The organism is Pseudoalteromonas sp. HM-SA03, from assembly GCF_002289345.1.
Classification (GTDB): Bacteria; Pseudomonadota; Gammaproteobacteria; order Enterobacterales; family Alteromonadaceae; genus Pseudoalteromonas.
This window is the reverse complement of sequence record NZ_NSDG01000052.1, coordinates 15,151-36,883: the sequence shown is the minus strand read 5'-3', so window position 1 is coordinate 36,883 and position 21,733 is coordinate 15,151. Positions and strand designations below refer to the sequence as shown.

Here is a 21,733-nt window from a genome sequence, read left to right as displayed (position 1 = left end):
CATCTTCTACAGGTTCGTCTAGTAAGGCTTCGAGCTCATCATCGGCCAGCTCATCGGATTCTTCCTCCAGCTCTGGTAGAACATCTTCTGCAGGTTCGTCTAGTAATGCACCGAGCTCGTCATCGGCCAGCTCATCGGACTCTTCTTCCAGTTCAGGTAACGGCTCTTCCTGTGCTTCATCTAATAATGCATCGAGATCGTCGTCGGCCAGTTCATCGGATTCTTCCTCCAGCTCTGGTAAAGCATCTTCTACAGGTTCGTCTAGTAAGGCTTCGAGCTCATCATCGGCCAGCTCATCAGACTCTTCCTCCAGCTCTGGTAGAACATCTTCTGCAGGTTCGTCGAGTAATGCACCGAGTTCGTCATCGGCCAGATCATCGGATTCTTCTTCCAGCTCTGGTAAAGCATCTTCTTCAGGCTCGTCTAGTAAGGCTTCGAGCTCATCATCGGCCAGCTCATCAGACTCTTCCTCCAGCTCTGGTAAAGCATCTCCTACAGGTTCGTCTAGTAAGGCTTCGAGCTCATCATCGGCCAGCTCATCATCGGATTCTTCTTCCAGCTCAGGTAATGTGTCCTCTTGTGCCTCATCTAATAAGGCATCGATATCGACACCAGCCAGATCATCAGACTCTTCCTCCCGCTCAGGTAATGGGTCCTCTTGTGCCTCATCTAATAAGGCATCGATATCATCACCGTCAAGCGTATCCGGCTCTTCGTTAATTTCGGCTAACGCATCGTCTTGAACTTCATTTAACAGGGCATCAATATCATCACCCTCAAGCTCAGTGCTTGGTTCTTCAAAATCAGGCAATGCATCATCGTCAGCATCTTGAGAGGCATCAAGTAGCGCGTCGATATCATCAGCATCGACTAGGCTCTCACTATCAAAGTTGCCGCTAAATTCGGGCTCTTCATCTAGCGCACCGTCAAGAATTGAATCAATATCATCGTCGTTTGCAACAGCACTACCTTGTTCATCTGCAAGCTCTTCGCTCAAAGCAGCAAGGGCATCATCGCTAACATCAATTTCTTCGTCTTGAGATTCGTTGAATAAATCATCTAGATCGCTGTCACTTAAAATATCTTTGCTATCATCAACATCAAGCGAAACTTCATCACCAGCCTCGTCAAAGCTCTGTTGCATAAAGTCTTCGTCATGATCATCACCAAACGAAATATCTTCGTTTAGTAAGCTATCCAGTTCGTCTTGATCTAACGTATCACTTCCTTCATCGAAGTCGTCATCAAGTGAGTCAAAGGTAATTTCATCGTCTTCAGGTAAGATATCGTCATCTAACTGAACGCTTGCGCCCAGTGCATCTTCATCGTCACCCATTCCGATATCAAGTGGGTCTGGCTCAGGGTCAAATGCAGTCGCAGCGGTTGCAGCTCCCGACGCAGCGCCTGCAGCCACGGATGGTGTTTGCGGAAGAAAATCGTCATCGTCTGTTGACGTCTGAGATTGCTTTCTCCGGCGTAGGAACATAACGAATCCAGCAATTGCCAGTAGTGCTGGCAATGTAGCAAGTAATGCAATGCCAGCTGGCGAGCTAAAAAATGCGCTTAACTCGCTACTTTCTTGCGCTTTTGCTTGAGCGGCTTGCTGATCAATCATTTCATTTTGCAAGTCGATAACAGCCTTTAGCTGTTGTTGGATTTCGCTGTCTTTTCCAAGTTGAGTACGAACCGTTTGAAGCTCGGTAGAAATAGCGCCGAGCTGTTGCTTTAACTTATTGTTTTCGGATAGGATTTCTTCAACATTACGCACCGAGGACTTGAACTCTTTTTGTAAGTCCATCAGCCTCATGTCCTGTTCCATCTTTAAAGAGCGCAGTTGATTAGTCAGGTCTTTTTTTGCTTCTTCAACATCGACTTTGCGAGCTTGTGTAACCTTTTTTTCAGCTTCGTTTATTGCATTTGGGTTCAATAATCCCTTACGCTTCATTTCCCAAAGTTTGTCATCTTGATCCGACTTTTGCTTTGCCAACTCAGGGTTAACACTACGAATTTCATTGATGGTAGGAATACGTAAATACGCCCCATCCTGCATATGGTTGAGGTTTTTATCTAGAAATGAATTAGGATTTTTATCATAAAGCGCCTTCATCACCTGGTAAATGGTGACCGAGTCATCTGGTCGCACTTTTTGTGCTATACGCCACAATGTATCCGTAGGTCTGATGGGCCCTATCGACCTACCTTGAGCCCCATAATCGACCCCTTTAGGGCCTTTTAGCACTACCCCCTCTTGGGTATATGCTGGTGTGGCAATCAGTGCGAATACAAAGATACTAAATAAGGCTAAACCGCGCATGCCGATCCTTTACTCAAATGTTTAACACCCGTTAAACGACGTTTTATTATTATGGCTTTGAAGCAAGCTCTATTCCAAATGCAAACTATAAACCAGATATGTTGGAATATCCATTGCAACGTATTGAAAGTTAACATGGTTATAATGCTTTTTACTGATTTTGGAATAGCTGATATAGGTGAAGAATAGTCAAGTATTTGACTTAACGGCAAACTTCTTGGCAGAAGTTTGCCGTCATAGCGCAGAAAAGTAAGCAAAACTTTGCTTACTTTGCGATATCAATGGGTACTTATAGATAGCTTTCTATCAGAACTTCTGCAATTTGGATGCTATTTGTTGCGGCACCTTTTCTAGTGTTGTCTGATACCACCCATAAGTTTAAGCCTAGTGGATGTGAAATATCTTGCCTTACACGACCTACATAGACGGTATCGTTACCACTGGCATCACTTACCGGTGTTGGGTAGTCGTTTTCGTCTTCAATTAACTCCACACCCGGCGCATCAGCAAGTAACTGCTTAACATGTTCAAGATCATAAGGCATGCGTGTTTCAAGATGAATGGCTTCAGCATGACCAAAGAACACAGGGACGCGAACCGCTGTCGGGTTAACCAAAACACTCGAATCGCCCAAGATTTTTTGCGTCTCCCACACCATCTTCATTTCTTCTTTGGTGTAGCCATTTTCTTGGAATGCATCAATTTGAGGAATGACGTTAAAGGCGATTTGTTTGCTAAACACTTCGTTTTCCATCGGTCTTGCATTCATTAAGTTTGCAGTTTGCTTAGCCAACTCGTCTACCGCTTCTTTACCAGCGCCAGATACCGCTTGGTAAGTTGAGACATTAATTCTGTCAATACCATAGGCATCATAAATTGGTTTAAGTGCCACTAGCATTTGGATTGTAGAGCAGTTTGGGTTAGCAATGATGTTACGATTTCTAAAATCGGCAAGACTGTCTTTATTCACCTCAGGAACTACTAACGGAATATCAAAGTCGTATCTGAAATGTGAGGTATTATCTATCACAATGCAGCCAGCTTCCGCGGCGATTGGTGCATATTTCTCCGACACGGAACCACCTGCTGAGAACAAACCGATATGGGCATTAGAAAAATCAAACTCTTCAACATCCAGAACTTCGATTTTTTCACCCATAAAGTCAATTTCTTCACCCGCGCTTCGACTACTCGCGAGTGGGTACAATGTGTCTACAGGAAATTTTCGTTCCGCTAGTAATTCAATAATTTGCTTGCCAACAAGGCCTGTTGCGCCAAGTACCGCAACATTATATTTTTGCGACATTATTTTTCCTCATTCTGTAATATACCAACACAGCACTTAACTCTTGTGCTCAGAAAAACCAAGTTGGTAAAGCTTTTCACTGATTGGTGAGTCATTATTGACTGCAATTGTACTAAATTCTCGACGCACGGGATATGCTTTACGCAAGGTATCAAAGCCCAATGTGTTTAGCTGTTTTCTCATGATGCCATCATCACGACGAATGTCATAAACGAGATGCGCTAAATTGACAATATCTTGCTCATTGGCCGTGCTTTGCAACTGGCAGGCTGTGACGCTTGGTTTAGGGAGAAAATCACTAATCGTTTTGCTGGCTGGTAAATCGAATTCTCGGCATACGGCTTCGTATAACATTTGCGTGCCTCGTGCCTTGCCTTCCAGCGTGTGGCCAGCAATATGTACAGATGCAAAGCGAGTATATTGCAATAATGGCTGCAAAATATTCGGCTCATTTTCCCAAACGTCTAAGATCAGCTCGAGCGCTTGCCCACCCTCTACAGCGCGCAAAAGCGCTTGATTATCGATAACATCTCCACGGCTTGCATTGATTATCACCGTACCCGGCTTTAATGCCGCTATCCGCGGTGCATCAAGTAGATGAACCGTTTTATGCGGGCCCTGCTTAACTAATGGAACGTGAAATGTCACGATATCCGCGCGAGCCAAAGCTTCATCTAAGGCTATATGTGAATCTAATGTCCCTGCTTGCTGCCTGACTGGGTCACACAATAATATCGTAAGTCCAAGCCCTTTAAGCTTTGATGCTAAACACGCGCCAATATTACCAACACCAATGATGGCAATCGTTTTATCTTTAAGTGCCGTGGAGGTTTCTTGTGCGTATGCAAGTAGAGCGCTTATCACGTACTCGGCAACAGCTATCGCATTACAGCCTGGTGCGCTGCTGAACGAGATACTGGCGCTGTCCAGCAACGAGGTATCAATATGATCAATTCCGATTGTCGCAGTCCCTACAAACTTCAGTTTATCGGCTTGTGCTAACAGGGCCTCATTGACCTTAGTGACTGAGCGAGTCAACAGAATATCGACATTTTTTAGCTCGTCAGGTTGAAGGTTACGGCCATCAAACCGAGTTACCTCACCAATTTCGCAGAAAAATGACTCAACTAAGGGCATATTTTGATCGGCTAATATTCGCATGCGGGTTTCCTGTCACCTATTGTCTCGAGTACTCAGGCGATAACACATCGCCTGAGTCGAGTTTAACATGGCAAGGTAGGCGACTAATAATAAAACCTTTTATTTTGTGTCACCGCTTTATTGCAACCAAACGCTATTGCAAAAAACATCACACAACATACAAAAACGACCGCTCCCTTGAGGCTTAACCAGCCACCTGAATCAAGCAAAGGACAAAACGTCATGGCCAACACGTTAATACAACACAATAATAAAGCCCAACGGGTATAAGCTCGGTAGCCAAGTAATGCGGCAAACAAACTGCTAAAAACATTAAAAATTACCGCTTCAGGAAAGAGGTGAAAGGCCGACAACATAGCCGCAAAGGCCAAAATAGTGACTAGATAAAAAATACTCTGCTGCATCTTGTTTCTCCTTAACATAGATAGCAATATCAACCGCTACACTAGGTCGTGGCGGTAAATCCTAATTCACATAGCTACCAAGGAAATGGACTGCATTTGCTACTCCTTAGCAATTCTTAAAAGCACCATTTCGTGGCTATGCTTAACCCAATTGTAGAAACATTAACGTGTATTTCAATGCAAATCCGACATGAAGTTTTGGCAATTATAATGCACATATTAGGCACTTCGCTGAAAGAAAATTCATGTGCATTTTCGTCATATTGCACTACGTTCATTACACTTAAATATCGATCAGTAATTAATAGCGTTGAAAATTCTCTCAGGTTATAGCTGGGGTGTAATCAATAACTTTTAAATTACTGTCACGAGAAGCATGACTCATTTAACACTTAGATTCAGTACAAAACGTAAATAATATGTCACAACAAGGCATCAACTAATTCGCATAGAGGGTATGAAGACGCTTGAAATATCAGCGTTAACCAGCTAGTCTAACTGGGTGGTCAGACCTCTTATAAGGAAGAACAACATGACACTTATATTTGTTCTCGCGTTGTTAGCCTTGCTCAGCGCAGCAAGCTATCATCGCGCAAGCTGGAATACCGCTCTAGGTATTGCAGCAGTTACAATGCTAGTTGGCACCTTTGCTGGTGCATTTGGCATTATCTCTTGGTTAATTTTCTTAGCGATTGTTATTCCGCTTTCAGTAACGAACCTGCGTCAGCAGTACATCGTGGCTCCAGCATTTAAAGCGTTCAAAAAAGTTACGCCGACGATGTCAGAAACCGAAAAGTCAGCAATTGATGCAGGTACGACTTGGTGGGAAGCCGATCTATTTTGTGGTAACCCAAACTGGGATAAACTTCATCAGTTTCCAAAGCCACGCTTGAGCGTTGAAGAGCAAGCGTTTTTGGATGGTCCGGTGGAAGAAGTGTGTGCCATGCTTAACGATTGGGAAGCAACGCACGAACTGACTGACTTACCGCAAGACGTGTGGCAATACTTAAAAGACAACAAGTTCTTTGCGATGATCATCAAAAAGCAATACGGTGGTCTTGAGTTTTCGGCTTACGCGCAATCTTGTGTACTACAAAAGCTTACCAGTAAATCAACTTTACTTTCGTCCATCGTGGGCGTACCTAACTCGTTAGGCCCAGGTGAACTACTTCAGCACTACGGTACTGACGAGCAAAAAGAACACTACTTACCTCGTCTAGCAGTGGGTGATGAAATCCCTTGTTTTGCATTAACGTCACCAGAAGCGGGCTCTGATGCTTCATCTATCCCTGACTTTGGTGTGGTATGTAAAGGCGAATGGGAAGGTGAAGAAGTTTTAGGTATTAGCCTAACGTGGAACAAACGCTATATTACTTTAGCACCTGTTGCGACTGTACTTGGTCTGGCGTTTAAGATGCGCGACCCAGACGGTCTATTAGGTGATAAAGAAGAATTAGGTATTACTTGTGCGCTTATTCCTACAAACACGCCTGGCGTAAAAATTGGCCGCCGTCATTTCCCACTGAATGTACCATTCCAAAATGGCCCTACCCAAGGCGAAAACGTGTTTGTACCACTCGATTTCATTATCGGTGGCGCAAAAATGGCAGGACAAGGCTGGCGCATGCTAGTTGAGTGTTTGTCGGTTGGTCGTGTTATTACGCTACCTTCAAACTCTGCCGGTGGTATTAAATCCCTTGCAGTTGCAAGTGGTGCATACAGCCGCATTCGTCGCCAATTCAAACTTCCTATCGGTAAGATGGAAGGGATTGAAGAGGCACTAGCGAAACTGGGTGGCTATGCGTATAGCTCTGATGCTGCGGTGACTATGTCAACTGGCGCGGTAGATTTAGGTGAAAAACCTTCGGTTGTTTCTGCCATTTTGAAGTACCACTTAACCGAACAAATGCGTGCTTCAACCATCCATGCCATGGATATTCATGGTGGTAAAGGGATTTGTCTAGGTCCAAACAACTACGTTGGCCGTGGTTACCAAGGTGCACCAATTGCAATTACGGTAGAAGGTGCAAACATCCTAACCCGTAACATGATCATCTACGGTCAAGGCGCTATTCGCTGCCATCCTTTTGTACTGGCTGAACTTGAGGCTTGTTCTATCAAAGATAAACAAGAAGCGCTTGATAGCTTCGATAAATCCTTGATGGGTCACATCGGTTTCACTATGTCGAACTTGGTAAGAACTAAGTGGTTAGCGCTAACCGGTGCACGTTTCACCAAAGTACCATTTAACGATGAAACTGCGGTTTATTACCGTAACGCCGCTCGTTACAGTGCGTCATTGGCATTAATGTCTGATATTTGTATGGCTGTATTTGGGGGTTCACTTAAGCGTAAAGAGCGTATTTCTGCACGTTTGGGCGACTTATTAAGCTACCTTTATCTGGTTTCTGCAACGCTTAAGCGCTATAACGATGAAGGTCGTCGTAAAGAAGACTTACCGTTTGTGCAATGGTCTTGTCAGGAGCACCTGTACCTTTGTCAACGTGCCCTTGCAGACTTAATCAACAACATGCCTTCTGCTGCATTACGTGGCCTATTGAAAGTGGTCCTGTTCCCATTTGGTCGTCCTGTTCGTAAACCAACCGACAAAATGGAGCACAAACTTGCTCAGTTACTTCAAGTACCTAGCGAAACGCGTGATCGCCTTGCAACACACATCTACTTAAAAGATGAGCCTCTGTGCTTGCTTGGTAAGCAAGAGCAAACGCTAAAAGACATTCTTGCCGTAGAGCCGTTATTTGAAAAGGTATGCCGTGGTACTGGTAAAAAGTTACCGTTTATGCAACTTGATAAAGTAGCAGCAATGGGGCTTGAAGCAGGTGTACTGAGCGAAGACGAAGCGGCTAAATTGACTGCCGTTGAAGCAAAACGTCTTGCCGTTATCAACGTTGATGACTTTGACCCTGAAGAGTTACTTGCCGGTAAAGCAAGAACGAAGGAATCAAGTAAAGCAGACGCAGCATAACTATTTTTGTTTAGGTAGTGTGATCCATACTACCATAGCAATTAGCGTGGATATAAAGGTCAGAATTTTCTGACCTTTTTCTTGGCAGATTAGAGCCGGGGGAACACAGCTCTAGTGATTTAAAATAAATATCGCACTTTAAACGTCACTAAGTCTTGCACTGGTTGTTGCCATAAATCGGCGACACTACCAAACCAGTCTCTGCGCCCGACCTGCGACTTTTCAAGTGTCGAAAAGTTTGCACCTCCTCGTTGATACACTAAAAAAATATCTGAATATGCACCCATGCGATAACGCAGTTTTATCTGGCTTGCTAAGCGCCTGTCGTCAAAACTGGTGTCACCATGAATTTCGCGAAGCTCTCCGTTGGTAATTTGATAAATCGTCTTACTTTGCGCTTCAAGTATCGTCCACTGTAGCGAACCACTGAGTTCAAGGTTGTCAGTGATCCGACCGTTAAATTCCAGCTTATTGGAAAACTCATCTCTGTCGTATTCACTCAAGCGGTTGTGTCCGTTTGCCATCAGCCAGCCATCACCGCTTCTAAAGAAATTACTCAACTTAAGGTTCCAGTTGTAGTGTGGCATCCAAGTCAAATCCACGGCGTATTGCTGCGCTGAGCCTGATATTCCTTCTTGGTCAAGCTCAACACTTGCTGCCCAAGAAAAATCCCCCACATAAGGGCTTTGATAAAAGACCCGAGACTCCACACGGCTTGGCATCTCAAACACCTCTGTGCCTCGCCCTAAGTTGTCTTGTTTACCGCTAGTGTAATAATCTAGCCCGAGGTTGAGCTGACCACCATTTGCCAACAAAAACTGCGCTAAATATGCTTGTCTGGCCGCTAAACCTGTTCCAGCATTATTCTGCTCATGCCTCAGTGTGAGTGACTGCTTTAATCTGGTAAACCAGCTGTCTTTTGGGTGCATCGAGTATTCACCATAAAGCTCGCTCACCTGCCAGTCATTGCGTTTCATATAGCCGAGATCACGGTTATCAAATTCGTCATCCACAGCAAAGTAGCGCGCAGCGAACTTCGTCTGTAACGAAAGTTGATACTCCGCGTCTAGCGATACACCTTGACCTGTAACACTTTGCTTTTGTGTTTCCACCTCAGTTTGTAATAGCGCGCCTTTGAAAGACCACGTATCACTACGATACTGGCCATCAAGGGCATAACTCATAGCATCACGCTCAAAAAACGGTCTGTCTGTTTTGGTTGCAAGCACACCTGCCTGCCAATCTTGCGTGCGATAATTAGCTCTTGCTGCAAGAAACTGCTTACCGATATCATCCGAAAAGTCCGACTCAGACACAGCAAAAGTACCAAATTGTACCGACTTTCCTTTATGTACAAATCGTAGCGCCGCATCTATGGGGGTGATTGCGCGTGTACCATCATCACTTGATGCCCCTATACGACGAGTATGAATAAGCTTAGTGCTCTCAAGTGCAGAAACTTCAAACAGGCTGATATCTTGGGTGAAAAATGGACGTTTATCGGTGCGAAGCGTTTCTACGGCCGAATAATTCACATCAACATCATCGATATCCACCTGACCAAAGTCGGGATTCACGGCAAGACTCACCTTCTGATGATGAGAAGGCTTGTAAAACAAATCAAAGCCAACATCGGACTGGTGCTGGCGCTCGGAAGGTGAAGTGCTTAGCGGTGCAAATTGAGCCTGATGCGCAAAATAAGGCACAAATGCCAATTGAGAATGTGCGGGGATCTGTGCTGTGATCTTTGGCATGGTCAGGAAGAAATCGCTATTTGCTGTTGTATCCTCATGGTTTGCATAGATAAAATTACTTTTAAGTTCATACAGCTGTACCGAAACCCCAATCTTTGTAAGCCCCTGCTCATCTCCTGGCTGAAACGACACGGTATGCCAAGGGATCAATAATTCCGTGGTCCAATACGTATCTTCAATGTGATTAGCATAGTGCCAGTCCCCATCCCAATCGTAATCCACGTTTAAGCTTGGGGTTACAACACCATCTTGCGAGCCGCCACCTAATGTCACCGAAAATTGATATGCACTACTACCGTCGCCTGAAAAGTCCACAACTACCCGATTGAAGTCAGCTTGCATAAAGCGGTCATGGATATTGAATTGTCGCTTGCGCTCGGCTTTATTCTGAAAGTTTTTAATACCAACATAAACACCGTCAGCGGTTGCAAAGGCTTTTGCAGTAATTTTGTCATTGGCAGATGCCAAAGTTACAGGCACAACCTGAACAAATTGTTCAAAGTGCGTAGCAGAACCCCATTGCGCTTCATTCAACTTACCATCAATCACGATAGGTTCCGCAAGTACAGCTCCTGCCATCATGGGATAACTTAAACCAAGCCAAAATTTATTGCTTTTATTCATACATACTTTCCTCAGAGTTATGCCTGCTATTGCAACAAACTTTGCCGTAAAAAGTTCTAAACTTTTTCTGAAGAAAGCTGACTTAACCTTTATAAACATTGACTTAATCTTAAGAAACGCTAACGTTATGGGAACAATTGGTTTTGATTATTGAAATTGGTACTCAGCGTGCAGGCACAGGAAGTAGAGATGGTTTGTTTTGGACATTGGCAGTTTGATCTCCAGCAAGATTGCCTAACACATAAGCAAAGCCAAGAAACCGTAAAACTTGAGCCACAAATGGCAAGGTTACTCGCGCTTTTTATTGAGCATCATAACGAAGTGCTAGAGAAATATTGGCTTACCGAACAGCTGTGGCAACACGCGGTTGTCGAACCCAATAGCCTTTATCAGCTTCTGACTAAACTGCGAAAAGTGCTCGGGGACGACCCTAAAAACCCGATTTATATCAAAACTATCCCCAAACGGGGTTATCGCTTTATCGCGCCACTAGAAAGGCATGAAATAGCGCCTCGCCATACGGCAAAACCAGTCAAAGTAATCGCCAAGTCCCATATTTTATCACTCAGTGCCGTCGCAATGGCAGTGTTATGCTTTGGCGCAATCGCCTTTTTTAATCAAACACCGACTGAAAAAACACCATCACGCTACGAAACCTCCAGCCTTAGCCATGATCTAGGCCTTGAATTTGACGTTGATGCCCACCAAAGCAAAGATCTCATCGCCTATGTAAAAGATTTTACGCACCTTATTATTGCCAACAAACAAGGCTATCAATTAAATGAACACCGCTTCGATTCGCGGATCAGTTTTCCAAGTTGGAGTCCCGACTCAGACAAACTGGCTTTTTGGCAATATCAAGGTAGTGGCTGCCAACTTCATGTGATGACTGCCGCAGGGCAATTTTTTCATAGCTCGCAAATTCTTCCGTGCCAGGTTGGTACTAAACCCGTTTGGAAAAGTGACAAAGAGCTTATCTTAACGTTCGGCCAATATAATGCCAAAGCAGCACACCTTTACCGGCTTGAGTCCCATCAAATGGTTAAGCTGCCACTTGCTTTGGCAGCCAATGAACAGTTAAAAATGGCCCTTCGAGCGTGGCAAGACAAAACCTTTTATTTGGTTCAAGATAAACAAGGGTTAGCAAGGCTACAAACGCTTGATGGCACGGTACACCTGAAGTGGTCAGCTCCAGTCACTTCCGTTGCGTTTGATGTTTATCATCAAGCCGTGATTGCGAGTCAATATGGCAGCCTATCGCGACACTTTAGAGACGGTGACAGTCAAGCCATCAAAGAAACGGCAATTGGCTTATACACGAGCTTCTCAAGCGATAATCGCGGCGATATATTCGCGGCATTGGAGAGTTTTCAAGTTAATATCAAAGACCGAGACGATCTCCCCTTATTTTCAAGCTCAAGCATCGATTATTTACCACTGACCAACAGCTTGGGGGAAACGGCATTTATGTCGAGGCGCAGCGGTGTATGCGAGGTGTATCTGTATCGCGATGATAAAATCAGTCAGCTTTCCTTTCATCAGGGACATGAATACGTTGGTTTTTTAGTATGGAGTCCAGAGCTGAGCTATTTGGCCTCAAACCGTGATAACGATTTAGTGATATACGACCGAAAACGCCCACTCACCCAGTTCAATTCACAGCTGAGTCAGCCCGTCAAAAGCATGGGCTGGATAGATGAGCAAACACTATGGGCTTATGACGGCGAAACATTAAACCAATACAGCTTATCTGGGGCGCTTATCAGCAGCCATGACAGCACAGCTGACTTTGTCTTTTATCACCCCGAAAGACAAACTTGGTTTGTACTACAACAAAACCTACTGCTGGAGTACGAGACGCTCTTCGAAAGCGACTCAGAAGCGTTAAATAAATATGCGCTAAGTCAAAAGCAAACCAATCAATTTAGTAACTTAAGAATTCGCGGCAACGACATCTATTGGCAATCTGCTTGGTCAAAAGAGGACTACATTTGGCAACTCACATTGATGCCAGAGCAATTACCTGCGCTTAAAAAAGTCGGCCACCTGATTTGGCACTACGATATCGACGCGCTTGGGAATCTACTCATAGCAAAAATGGAGAGTATAGAAGGCGATATCAAAAAACTGACTCGCCTACCTGAAGCTGCTAACTAACGATTATCATTACAAAAGCACATACGCGGTATAGCTCAGCACTAAGGTGCTGAGCCAAGTCATAGCTAAATACTGTGGACTTTTTAATGCACTTAACACTAAAAGTGGTAGAAAGACATAGGGTAACAAGCTCACTGCACTCAATCCTAATAACATGTAGACAGGCACTGAAAAACAGACAGCAGCCATCAGCACAATAATCCAGATACTTTGCTTTGCCGATTGCAGCTTATCTATACTCAACCAATATGCAATGCGGTCGTAGACTTGAGGTTTGAGATCAATTGCTAGGCTCGACCACCATAATAGATTTAAAGTCACAAGACCCGGAACGTAATTTGCCATCAGATCGGGGCGCTCTACACTTAAGATCGCGCCAAACCATAGCACCAACACACTCATCACAATGCGCCAGAGCAACACAAAATAGTGGTTGTAAACAAAGCTCAGCCAAAATGTCGTCAACCCTTTAACCATTACCGATAGCGTCACTTTACGCGGTAGTAAAGCAGCACTGCCAAACGCTACTAGGTTTACAGTAACCAAATACCAAGTAATTTCGAAAACAGCAAAGCTAATTATTGCCGTTATTAATAACCCAACACTTGTCCCCAAGGGCCGATAAATAAAGCATAGGGCTATGAGAAATTGCGTCACCGCAAAAAACAGTAATTGCCACGCTTGTGTGATTTTCTCAATTCCAATTGAATAGCAGAGAATTAGAGTCATCAATAACAATGGGTGAACAACTAGTACGGACAACCCATCCGCCACTTTTTGATGGATGGAGCGATGCAGGATCGTGTGGTGGTAACTTCTGTGCGCTTTATCCAAAACAGCATCTCGAAACACAAATAGAATAAAGCTTTGTACCGCAAGTAATCCCCATGCAATTTGTACCTGTGCAACGGGATTATCACTTTCTACAATTTTACCTATACCCATAAATAGTATTGCGATAAAACCTAGCAGATACACTTGAAACAACGCAGCTATCATCAAGCCAAATTGCTGAAGTTGCTGGCCTATGGCTTGCAGCGATAAGGAAAGTGATGCTTTTCTGTAACGATAGTAATAAAGCATATTAACTACCCTGCTTTGGTGCTAAGGGAACAGAGTGAAATCCAACTTGTAAAAAAGGTTCAGGCTCATGACTTGTCATCAGCACCATGCCTGCGTAGTTTTGCGCGAGTTCAACAATATACTCGCAGCCAGCTGCATCCAAAGCCGCAGTAGGTTCATCGAGCAATAAATAAGGGGTCTTACGCATCAAGGCATTAATAAGCTGAAGCTTCTTTTTGTTACCAGAGGAGAGATCTGCGTAGCGCGTCATTAAAAAGCCTTCAAACTGAAAATCGTTTACAAGCTGTGAAGGATAATCACATTGCCATGCAGTTGATGTGAGAGTTAATAACTCTTTTGCACGCAAAAAAGCAGGGAATGGAATATTGTCTGACGCGAGTGCAACAAGTGTTTGGCGTTTATTGATTTTCTTGTCTCGTAATAGAATGTCGCCGTTGAATGCATCATCAAGCCCAGCAATCATGCACAGTAAGGTGGTTTTTCCTACGCCATTCGGCGCCGCTAAACAAATTCTATTATGGTCAAACTCTTGTGAGTAATTGTCAAACAGTACTTCTTTGGAGAAGCTTTTACTTAGAGATTTTATCGTTATCATCTTGCTCTACACTATAAATCCAAATAGGGAGCTATATTTATGTTTAAAAATGTAGCTGTAATAAAACTTAACTTATTACAAAAGCCAATATTTATCACCTAGTTAGAAGGTAAAATGGCATACATTTCGTACCTTATTTTGTAACAAACCCTTACACACTACATTTTTTAACATCTTATAAACATCATTAAGTAACCTTTCATTTTTCCATCCTATACTCTTGCTCCGAAATCGCTTGAATAACGATCTATGTTCAAAATATTGATAAAGGAGATCAACAATGAACTTTCGTATCCTAACTGCAGCCACCTTATCCCTATTAGCAGTTGCATGTTCATCTGAAGATATCGAGACCGCCAATTTCGGTTCTGACATCTATAAAAACCAATATAACCTAGTTAATGCTACCGATTATGAAATTGCGTTTCATCTTGCTAATACTGAGCTAGACGGTGATGAACGAAATGTCGCTGACGATAAATATCGCGTCAAAGTACTGGCTTCAGGTTCAGAACCAGTACGCATAACACACGAACATAATACCAACCGTGAAATCAGTTTTTATGCTGAGTCTATCAACAAGCTTGGCATGGTAGAACAAGAGAAAATTAAGGTAAGTAATGACAGAGATTATCACTTTGTCGTAATGCAGGATAGCAACGATACCTTAGATATAAAAGTCGTTAGAAAGTCTAAAGATGATCACGATAATAAATTTACCGTACGCGTATTAGCTTCCAAAACAATGACATTAAATATTAACGGTTCAGACGTTGAATTTGATAAAGGAGAAGTCAGTAGCTGGTATCAAGTGGATGACTGTAATCAAGATATTATGATGGGTGATGAGGTTATAAGTCTTTGCAATGCGTCACTAGACCGCTCTTACTTACTCGTCGTCGGTGAAGCTGGATTAATGAGCACCGTTTTAGAATACTAATTAATCACCGCTTTTGAGGCTGCCGATATTCCGGCAACCTCAACGGTTAGCCATCTAGATTTGTATTTACAACGCATTTTTTATTCACAAAAAATTCAACTTCCTGACGAAATAAGTCAATTCTATTCATTTTCAGATCCGACCACATAAAATAGTGACATTTGTCATAAGTCAGTTTTATTAAACTTTCCGCACTCAATAAAAATAGAGTTTTAGCTTTAAAAATCAATTAATTCTTTATATCTCATATAGATAAAAAATAACTATTAACAACTCCATATTGCAATCATTTTATAACATTTCAATTATGTTAACGTTGGATTTAATTAACATTAAAATGTCAAATTTTTCGTGTTGACACCCTGAAAACTCAGGCTTAACCTAGCCGCCGTTCTTAAAACACAACAATCAAAAAATCACATTTAATAATTTTTATTTACAATAAAAATAATCTTGTAACAAAGATAGCGACAATAGTATCGCGACAAAGCCGACCAAATTAACGGATTGGCACACACGGGACGTTGGTTAAGTAGTACTCGCCTCTAACAAGTATGACTGGGTTTTCTAAACAGTCTCCCGTCATACAAAAATATAAGCATTGTGAAAATCACAATCGGATTCATTATTTTAGTCAGAGTAGGAAAGTCATGAACCAGTACAACACAGAAAAGGAAGCAATTCAGGTCGAGAAAAAGCTCGGTAGTATTGTTTTCATCTCGCAAGATCAATCACTTTCTCTGGAATCAGTGCAAGATTACGCAGCTCAGGCCTTGTCCAAAGTAAAATTGGACGAATTGGCACTAAAAGCTAGAATCGAGCAAAACCGTCAATACCTGGACAATAAATTAGCAAACCAAGAAGATATATACGGCGTGACGACTGGTTTTGGTAACTCAGCAAGCAACCGTATTTCGACTTCTCTCTCTGAAGAATTACAACAAAATCTTATTGCTTATCATGGCTGTGGCGTTGGTAATTACCTTTCAGAGTCCGATTGTGCCGCGACTTTATTGATCCGTATGAACTGTAATGCCAAAGGCTTTTCAGGTGTTAGTTGGGAATTGCTGGCGCAAATGGAAACTTTCCTAAACAACCGCATCATCCCAGCTATCCCTTCTATGGGTTCAGTGGGTGCGAGTGGCGACTTAACACCACTTTCTTATGTTGGTGCCGCACTTGGTGGTAAACGTAAGGTGTATTATCAAGGACAACTACGTGAAACCGCTGAAGTATTAGAAGAGCTAAACATTGCACCATACAAGCTAAAGCCGAAAGAAGGTTTAGCTATCATGAATGGTACTTCGGTTATGTCTGCCATCGCTACGAATGCGCTAAAAGATATCCGTCGCAGCATTGATTTAAGCTGTAAACTGATCGCGCTTTATGTCGAACTTATCGAAGGTCGTGCATCACCATTCCATAAACGCGTACACGAGCTTAAACCACACCGTGGTCAGCAACTCTGCGCAGAGAAAATTCTAGAGCGCTTAACTAACGTCGATCAACGTTTAGGTCGCAGAAATCGCACTGATGACAACATTGAGTTTGGCAAGCAGGAAACGTTCAGATTACAAGATAGCTATTCAATTCGCTGCTCTCCACAAGTGTTAGGTCCATTAATTGATGCTGAGATGTGGGCATCACAGATCCTAACGACTGAAATCAACTCAGTGAACGATAACCCACTATTTGATGATGAGAACGACCTAATCCTCAACGCGGGTCACTTCTACGGTGGTCACGTTGCAGCGGTGTGCGATACTCTCAAGCCACTCGTTGCAAACATGGGTGCGTTACTAGAGCGTGAATTAGGCATTTTGGTTGACGATCGCCTTAATGGTGGAATTTCTAATAACTTGGTTGCGCGTGAAGATCTTGGCGACAAAGCTTGGGTACACCACGGCTTTAAAGCAATGCAAATTACCTCCTCTTCTCTTGTTGCGGAAGCACTCAAAAATGCAGGCCCTATGTCAGTATTTTCACGCACAACTGAAGCACTAAACCAAGACATCGTCAGCATGGGCACTATCGCCGCACGTGACCTTCGTCGTATTACAGATCTTATCAAGCCGGTTATTGCTATTCAGGCAATGGCAATCCGTCAGGCATTTTATGTTGATGGGAAAGATGCGAAAGCAGAAAAGCTTAACACACTTTCTCGTGAGTTTTTCGACGAAATTAGCAGCAACTTCCAACCTGTCATTGAAGATAGGCCGATGGATGTTGAAATCAACAATATGGTTAACGCCCTATTTAATGAGCACTAACTCTCTCTAAGTCATTTTTGAGATGACGATAACGCTATAGCTGGCAGCTTCACTGCAGTCAGCTAGGACTTGTTGTTGCTCAAAAGCCGCTAATGAGACGTAAACTACACACCAGAGAAACTAAAAAGGATATAAAAATGAGTAGCTTAGAATCAATAACACAATTTATTAAACAAGACATCATTGTAGACAGTTTAGAAGTGGTCGATAGCATTGATGAAATCGAAGATGATGCTCAACTTATCGGTGACGGTCTAGATCTAGACAGTATCGAGGTGCTCGATCTTGTGGTTTCTATTGAGAAAAAATACAACCTTAAGTTCAAAGATTACCCAGAACAAACCATTCAAGAAAAAATGAAAAACGTCAGTTCCTTAGCTAGCTTTATTCACGAGCAAGTTGAAGCACAAACAACAGCTGAAGCTTGTTGATCTGACCATAACCATTTTCGCTTGGAAGGACACCATGCAAACATACAGTGCCATTCGTTCAACACTCATGCAACTGATTGAAACTGAGTTAGAAGTAGATAAAGAGCAGCTAGACGTAATAAGTGACGACGCCAATTTAATTGAGGCGCCACTGTTTCTCGACTCGGTCGACCTTATGCAGTTATCTGCTGCATGTAAAAAGGCGTTCCAATTAAAAGACTTGGGCGAATTGAGCACTGTATCTTTGGCGACACTAACACGTCAAATAGCGTTAAACTTAACCCAACAAAAACAAACAACATCCTTGGAGACTTGGACAGATCAAGCCACCTCTCTCAAAGAGACCGATTTACTAACACTGATACAGTGTAGTGTAGATTGTAAGATCTCTGGTCAGGCTCGCCTTATCAAAGACAGCACGCCTTGCGATATCATTGTGAGCACTATGGTGTTATTAGCGCACAATATTACTCCGGTATTAAGTGCGAATGCGGCCGCGAACACCAATGCATTTAGCTGGCGAGAACTCACGCTTGCCAATCAAGAGGTAGAAATTCCGTTTAGTTCCATGGCGGCATTTTTACAACACCATAGCGATAAGACTATTGGCTTTGAAACATCAGGCAGCACTGGCAAGCCACAAACTTGGCATAAATCCATCGCTTCACTCCATGCAGAAGCCTTCACCTTTGCAGACACTTTCTCGTTTGACGCAGTAGATTATTTCTGTGCTTGCGTTGATATTCGTCACATGTTCGGTTTTATTTGGGCATTTATGCTCCCTCTGCAGCTTGGTAAACCGGTGTGTTACGAACTCGGTTCAACACCGGACTTACAACCTGTAAAAGATAAACAGGTAGGTGTGATCTTAACGCCAACAATGTTTGACTTTGTCGCCGATCAGTTAAGTCAAAACCACTGCTACTTGATAAGCTCGGGTGCGCCATTTAAAGGTGAGAAAGAGCAAAAGCTTGCCGACCTTATTTCTTCCCTATCGCTTTCAATACAAGCTTTTGAGGTACTAGGAAGCACTGAAACTGGCGGTATCGGCTATCGTCCATTAGGCAACAACGAAACGCACTTTACTAAGTTCACAGCAGTCAACATTTATCAAAATGCCGAGTACAAAACCATGTTGAGATCGCCGTTTTTAGTGGCTAATTGTGAAGAGTTTGAGCTCAAAGATAAGCTGATTTTCAGCAATGAAAACCAATTCACTCACGGTGGGCGCGCAGACCAAATATTTAAATATGCAGGTAAACGCTACTCGCTACAAAGTATAGAAAAAATCCTCCAAGAACACTTTGTGGGACTTCGCCATCGCGTCTTTTTTATCGAAGACAACAACAATAATAAAGGGGGCGAGCTGATCGCCTTTGTTGAAGGGCTCTCTTGTATCCCTACACTTCAGGACATCAGAAGTTGGTTTAAAGATTTACCCACGCCGCAGGTTCATTTTTTGGCGCAATTTCCAGAAAACGAGCTCGGCAAAATCACCCTCTCGGCACTACAGGAATGCGTACATGAATAATAAACAACAAACTTTCATTACTGGTTATGGTGTGCTCTGTGCTGCGGGCGAGAATCGCCAAGCACTGCTAACTAGCATCAAGGAGAACCGTACTGGTATTGACCGCATTAATCGTTTCGACACACAAGGACTAACACACAATGTTGGGGCGCTTGCTATCAACTACGAGCACCACAGCGCAGAACATTTTGATATGGATCTGGCGAGCCAATACGCTATTCATGCCGTTACAGAAGCACTTGAGCATGCAAATTTAGCCTTAACTGAGATGGACAGTACCCGTGTGGCATTTATTCTCGGTAATGCAAACTGCGGTATGTTTTCATTGATGGAGAGCCTTAAAGGTCAGCATCAACTAGGGTTTAAGTTTTATCCACCACATCAAATTGCAACCAATGTCAGCCGCCACTTCGATATTCAGGGCCCTGTAATGACTTTCACCTCGGCCTGTACCGCAAGTAGCAGTGCCATTGCTTTTGCTAAGCAACTTATCGAAAATGACCAAGCAGATGTTGTCATTGCTGGCGGTGCAGATGCCCTCAGCGAGCTAGTTTACGGCGGCTTTCAGTCGGTACAGTCCTTGAGTCCTGAACCTTGTGCTCCGTACAGCGAAAAAATGGGATTAAGTTTAGGTGAAGGCGCAGGTTTTTTAGTCTTTGAATCGCAAACACATGCCAATCAGCGTAATGCAACGCTGCGATATCAATTACTCGCGACAGGGTCAAGCTTAGATGCTCACCACGCTACAGCGCCTAACCCCGAGGGCGATGGTGTACGCCGCGCTTTTACGCAGACATTGTCCTATGCGCCCGTTGCGGCAAGTGATATTGAATATATCAACAGCCATGGGACTGGTACGCCAGCAAATGATGGCGCAGAGCTAAAAGGGATCCAATCAGCCATTGGTGAACAGGTCATGCTCGACGTCTCGGTTTCAAGTAGTAAATCTTACTTTGGTCATACCCTTGGTGCCGCTGGTGCCATAGAACTTATTTCAACATTGGTCAGCCAGGATGAAGGGCTTCTACCTGCAACACTGGGTGTCGACTCAATAAGGTCTTGTTGCCAAGCATATCAATTAGTGACCAATCAGGCGAAACCTCAGGTTGTTGATGTTTTTGCGGTAACTAACTCGGCGTTTGGTGGTCACAACACCAGTATGCTGCTCAGCAAGCACCAGAAAACGTCGATTAACACGGCACCAAAACCGGTGTATCTACTTGCCGCCACCAGCCTGTCTGATACTGAAGTGTACAATGCTAGACAAAGTAGCACTGACCACTTTGCTGAATTTAACTTAAAACAGCAGTTCCCTGCTCTTTTCCAGCGCCGCACACCGAGTGTTGCACAATTTGCCTTAGGTGCCTGTCAATTTACCTTACAAGACAGCGAGCTCGATTTGGCTCAATTACCACTACCAGAATTCGCAGCCTACTACGCTAATCCCATGGGTTCACTGGAAACCTTAGATAAAAACCTCGCATCATTTCAAGATGGCATTGCAGCGCTAAAAAGTACGCATTTCCCTAATACTGTCGTCAATGCCACATTAGGGCAACTGGCACTCGGCTTTGGCTTTAAAAACTCGGCCACTTGTGTGAGTGATTTAGGCAATGACTTTTTACATGCGCTTTGGAGTGCAACTCTTGATATGCGTGAAGGTCGAAGTCGATATGCGATGGTATGTAGCTCGCAAGACGATACTGCACTCTCGCAGCAAGTCTGGGCTGCACATCAATTCCAAGCAGATATCGGTCATTTTTCCAGCGCGGCGCTCTTAGCAACCAACGAGGTGTTACCGGCAGGCTACCAACCTCTCGCAGAACTCATTGATTTTATTCAAATCAATGATGCGCAGGAACATCAGGCACTAGACAGATTACTGGCAAGCCATGCTAGGAAGCTGAGCCAAGTGGGCAATGTCGTGTTAAGTACTTATCACGATGAAGCGTTTGCCACCATTGCAGCAAGCTTGGACAGCCATTTACCACAGGCCCAACTTATAAAATATCAGCCACAAACCACGCCTCTACACAGTACAGAATTAGCAGTGCGTGCGCTAATGCATGCACTCAACACCCCAGCTGGTGATACCGAGCTAGATCAAACCCTACTCCTAAGCGTTAATCTCGCGGGAAGTATGACGGGATGTATTTTACGAACAGTAAGGAAATAAG

At 43.5% G+C, this 21,733-nt stretch carries 14 protein-coding genes (1 of these 14 cut by a window edge); 7 read left to right on the top strand and 7 right to left on the bottom strand.

What is annotated here, in order from left to right:
- From CKO50_RS24610 to CKO50_RS10800, 4 genes are all read right to left on the bottom strand, one after another.
- On the bottom strand, positions 1 to 2,314 hold the 5' portion of the coding sequence (locus CKO50_RS24610) for a FimV/HubP family polar landmark protein (protein WP_255229524.1). It extends 35 nt beyond the left edge of the window; the window shows 2,314 of its 2,349 coding nt (coding positions 1–2,314); it begins with the start codon at positions 2,312 to 2,314; its stop codon lies off the left edge, out of view.
- Positions 2,315 to 2,603: 289 nt separating this feature from the next.
- Positions 2,604 to 3,620 carry an aspartate-semialdehyde dehydrogenase gene (locus CKO50_RS10810; protein WP_095728158.1) on the bottom strand — a complete coding sequence of 339 codons (1,017 nt, stop codon included), beginning with the start codon at positions 3,618 to 3,620 and terminating at the stop codon, positions 2,604 to 2,606.
- Positions 3,621 to 3,656: 36 nt separating this feature from the next.
- Positions 3,657 to 4,781, bottom strand: a complete 1,125-nt coding sequence (locus tag CKO50_RS10805) for a 4-phosphoerythronate dehydrogenase (RefSeq protein ID WP_095728157.1) — start codon at positions 4,779 to 4,781, stop codon at positions 3,657 to 3,659.
- Positions 4,782 to 4,864: 83 nt separating this feature from the next.
- Positions 4,865 to 5,185, bottom strand: coding sequence for a DUF6419 family natural product biosynthesis protein (locus CKO50_RS10800; RefSeq protein ID WP_010606266.1), 321 nt, complete (start codon positions 5,183 to 5,185; stop codon positions 4,865 to 4,867).
- A gap of 532 nt (positions 5,186 to 5,717) precedes the next feature.
- Between CKO50_RS10800 and fadE the strand changes: the two genes are divergently transcribed.
- Complete coding sequence (gene fadE / locus CKO50_RS10795) at positions 5,718 to 8,171, top strand: acyl-CoA dehydrogenase FadE (protein WP_039496080.1); 2,454 nt, start codon at positions 5,718 to 5,720, stop codon at positions 8,169 to 8,171.
- Between the two features lie 119 nt (positions 8,172 to 8,290).
- On the opposite strand, the gene CKO50_RS10790 is transcribed toward fadE, so the two are convergent.
- Positions 8,291 to 10,549: a DUF5916 domain-containing protein gene (locus CKO50_RS10790; protein WP_095728156.1), complete on the bottom strand. Its 2,259-nt coding sequence runs from the start codon at positions 10,547 to 10,549 to the stop codon at positions 8,291 to 8,293.
- A 150-nt stretch (positions 10,550 to 10,699) separates the two neighbouring features.
- On the opposite strand from CKO50_RS10790, the gene CKO50_RS10785 reads away from it, so the two are divergent.
- Positions 10,700 to 12,706, top strand: a complete 2,007-nt coding sequence (locus CKO50_RS10785; RefSeq protein ID WP_255229520.1) for a winged helix-turn-helix domain-containing protein — start codon at positions 10,700 to 10,702, stop codon at positions 12,704 to 12,706.
- A gap of 9 nt (positions 12,707 to 12,715) precedes the next feature.
- Here the strand turns inward: CKO50_RS10785 and CKO50_RS10780 are convergent, their stop codons facing one another.
- Positions 12,716 to 13,789, bottom strand: a complete 1,074-nt coding sequence (locus tag CKO50_RS10780; RefSeq protein WP_095728154.1) for a DUF6136 family protein — start codon at positions 13,787 to 13,789, stop codon at positions 12,716 to 12,718.
- Position 13,790: 1 nt separating this feature from the next.
- A complete protein-coding gene (locus CKO50_RS10775; RefSeq protein ID WP_095728153.1) occupies positions 13,791 to 14,384 on the bottom strand; it encodes an ATP-binding cassette domain-containing protein in 594 nt (197 codons plus the stop codon).
- Between the two features lie 280 nt (positions 14,385 to 14,664).
- Between CKO50_RS10775 and CKO50_RS10770 the strand changes: the two genes are divergently transcribed.
- From CKO50_RS10770 to CKO50_RS10750, 5 genes are all read left to right on the top strand, one after another.
- Entirely contained in the window at positions 14,665 to 15,324 is a 660-nt protein-coding gene (locus CKO50_RS10770) for a hypothetical protein (protein ID WP_095728152.1), read from the top strand.
- Positions 15,325 to 15,974: 650 nt separating this feature from the next.
- Positions 15,975 to 17,594: a histidine ammonia-lyase gene (gene hutH / locus CKO50_RS10765; protein WP_095728151.1), complete on the top strand. Its 1,620-nt coding sequence runs from the start codon at positions 15,975 to 15,977 to the stop codon at positions 17,592 to 17,594.
- A 137-nt stretch (positions 17,595 to 17,731) separates the two neighbouring features.
- A complete protein-coding gene (locus CKO50_RS10760; RefSeq protein WP_095728150.1) occupies positions 17,732 to 18,025 on the top strand; it encodes a phosphopantetheine-binding protein in 294 nt (97 codons plus the stop codon).
- Positions 18,026 to 18,059: 34 nt separating this feature from the next.
- Positions 18,060 to 19,556 (top strand): AMP-binding protein, encoded by a 1,497-nt coding sequence (locus tag CKO50_RS10755; RefSeq protein WP_095728149.1) that lies wholly within the window; start codon positions 18,060 to 18,062, stop codon positions 19,554 to 19,556.
- The gene (locus CKO50_RS10750) at positions 19,549 to 21,732 is read left to right on the top strand and encodes a beta-ketoacyl-[acyl-carrier-protein] synthase family protein (protein WP_095728148.1); all 2,184 of its coding nucleotides are present in this window, start codon (positions 19,549 to 19,551) and stop codon (positions 21,730 to 21,732) included. Before CKO50_RS10755 ends, CKO50_RS10750 begins: the two co-directional genes overlap by 8 nt.
- The last annotated feature ends 1 nt before the right edge of the window (position 21,733 follow it).

What these genes read in the sequence shown, in the direction of transcription:
- CKO50_RS10810 (WP_095728158.1), bottom strand. Translation starts at nt 3,620, where the DNA reads ATGTCGCAAAAATATAATGTTGCGGTACTTGGCGCAACAGGCCTTGTT.
- CKO50_RS10805 (WP_095728157.1), bottom strand. Translation starts at nt 4,781, where the DNA reads ATGCGAATATTAGCCGATCAAAATATGCCCTTAGTTGAGTCATTTTTC.
- CKO50_RS10800 (WP_010606266.1), bottom strand. Translation starts at nt 5,185, where the DNA reads ATGCAGCAGAGTATTTTTTATCTAGTCACTATTTTGGCCTTTGCGGCT.
- fadE (WP_039496080.1), top strand. Translation starts at nt 5,718, where the DNA reads ATGACACTTATATTTGTTCTCGCGTTGTTAGCCTTGCTCAGCGCAGCA.
- CKO50_RS10790 (WP_095728156.1), bottom strand. Translation starts at nt 10,549, where the DNA reads ATGAATAAAAGCAATAAATTTTGGCTTGGTTTAAGTTATCCCATGATG.
- CKO50_RS10780 (WP_095728154.1), bottom strand. Translation starts at nt 13,789, where the DNA reads ATGCTTTATTACTATCGTTACAGAAAAGCATCACTTTCCTTATCGCTG.
- CKO50_RS10775 (WP_095728153.1), bottom strand. Translation starts at nt 14,384, where the DNA reads ATGATAACGATAAAATCTCTAAGTAAAAGCTTCTCCAAAGAAGTACTG.
- CKO50_RS10770 (WP_095728152.1), top strand. Translation starts at nt 14,665, where the DNA reads ATGAACTTTCGTATCCTAACTGCAGCCACCTTATCCCTATTAGCAGTT.
- hutH (WP_095728151.1), top strand. Translation starts at nt 15,975, where the DNA reads ATGAACCAGTACAACACAGAAAAGGAAGCAATTCAGGTCGAGAAAAAG.
- CKO50_RS10760 (WP_095728150.1), top strand. Translation starts at nt 17,732, where the DNA reads ATGAGTAGCTTAGAATCAATAACACAATTTATTAAACAAGACATCATT.
- CKO50_RS10755 (WP_095728149.1), top strand. Translation starts at nt 18,060, where the DNA reads ATGCAAACATACAGTGCCATTCGTTCAACACTCATGCAACTGATTGAA.
- CKO50_RS10750 (WP_095728148.1), top strand. Translation starts at nt 19,549, where the DNA reads ATGAATAATAAACAACAAACTTTCATTACTGGTTATGGTGTGCTCTGT.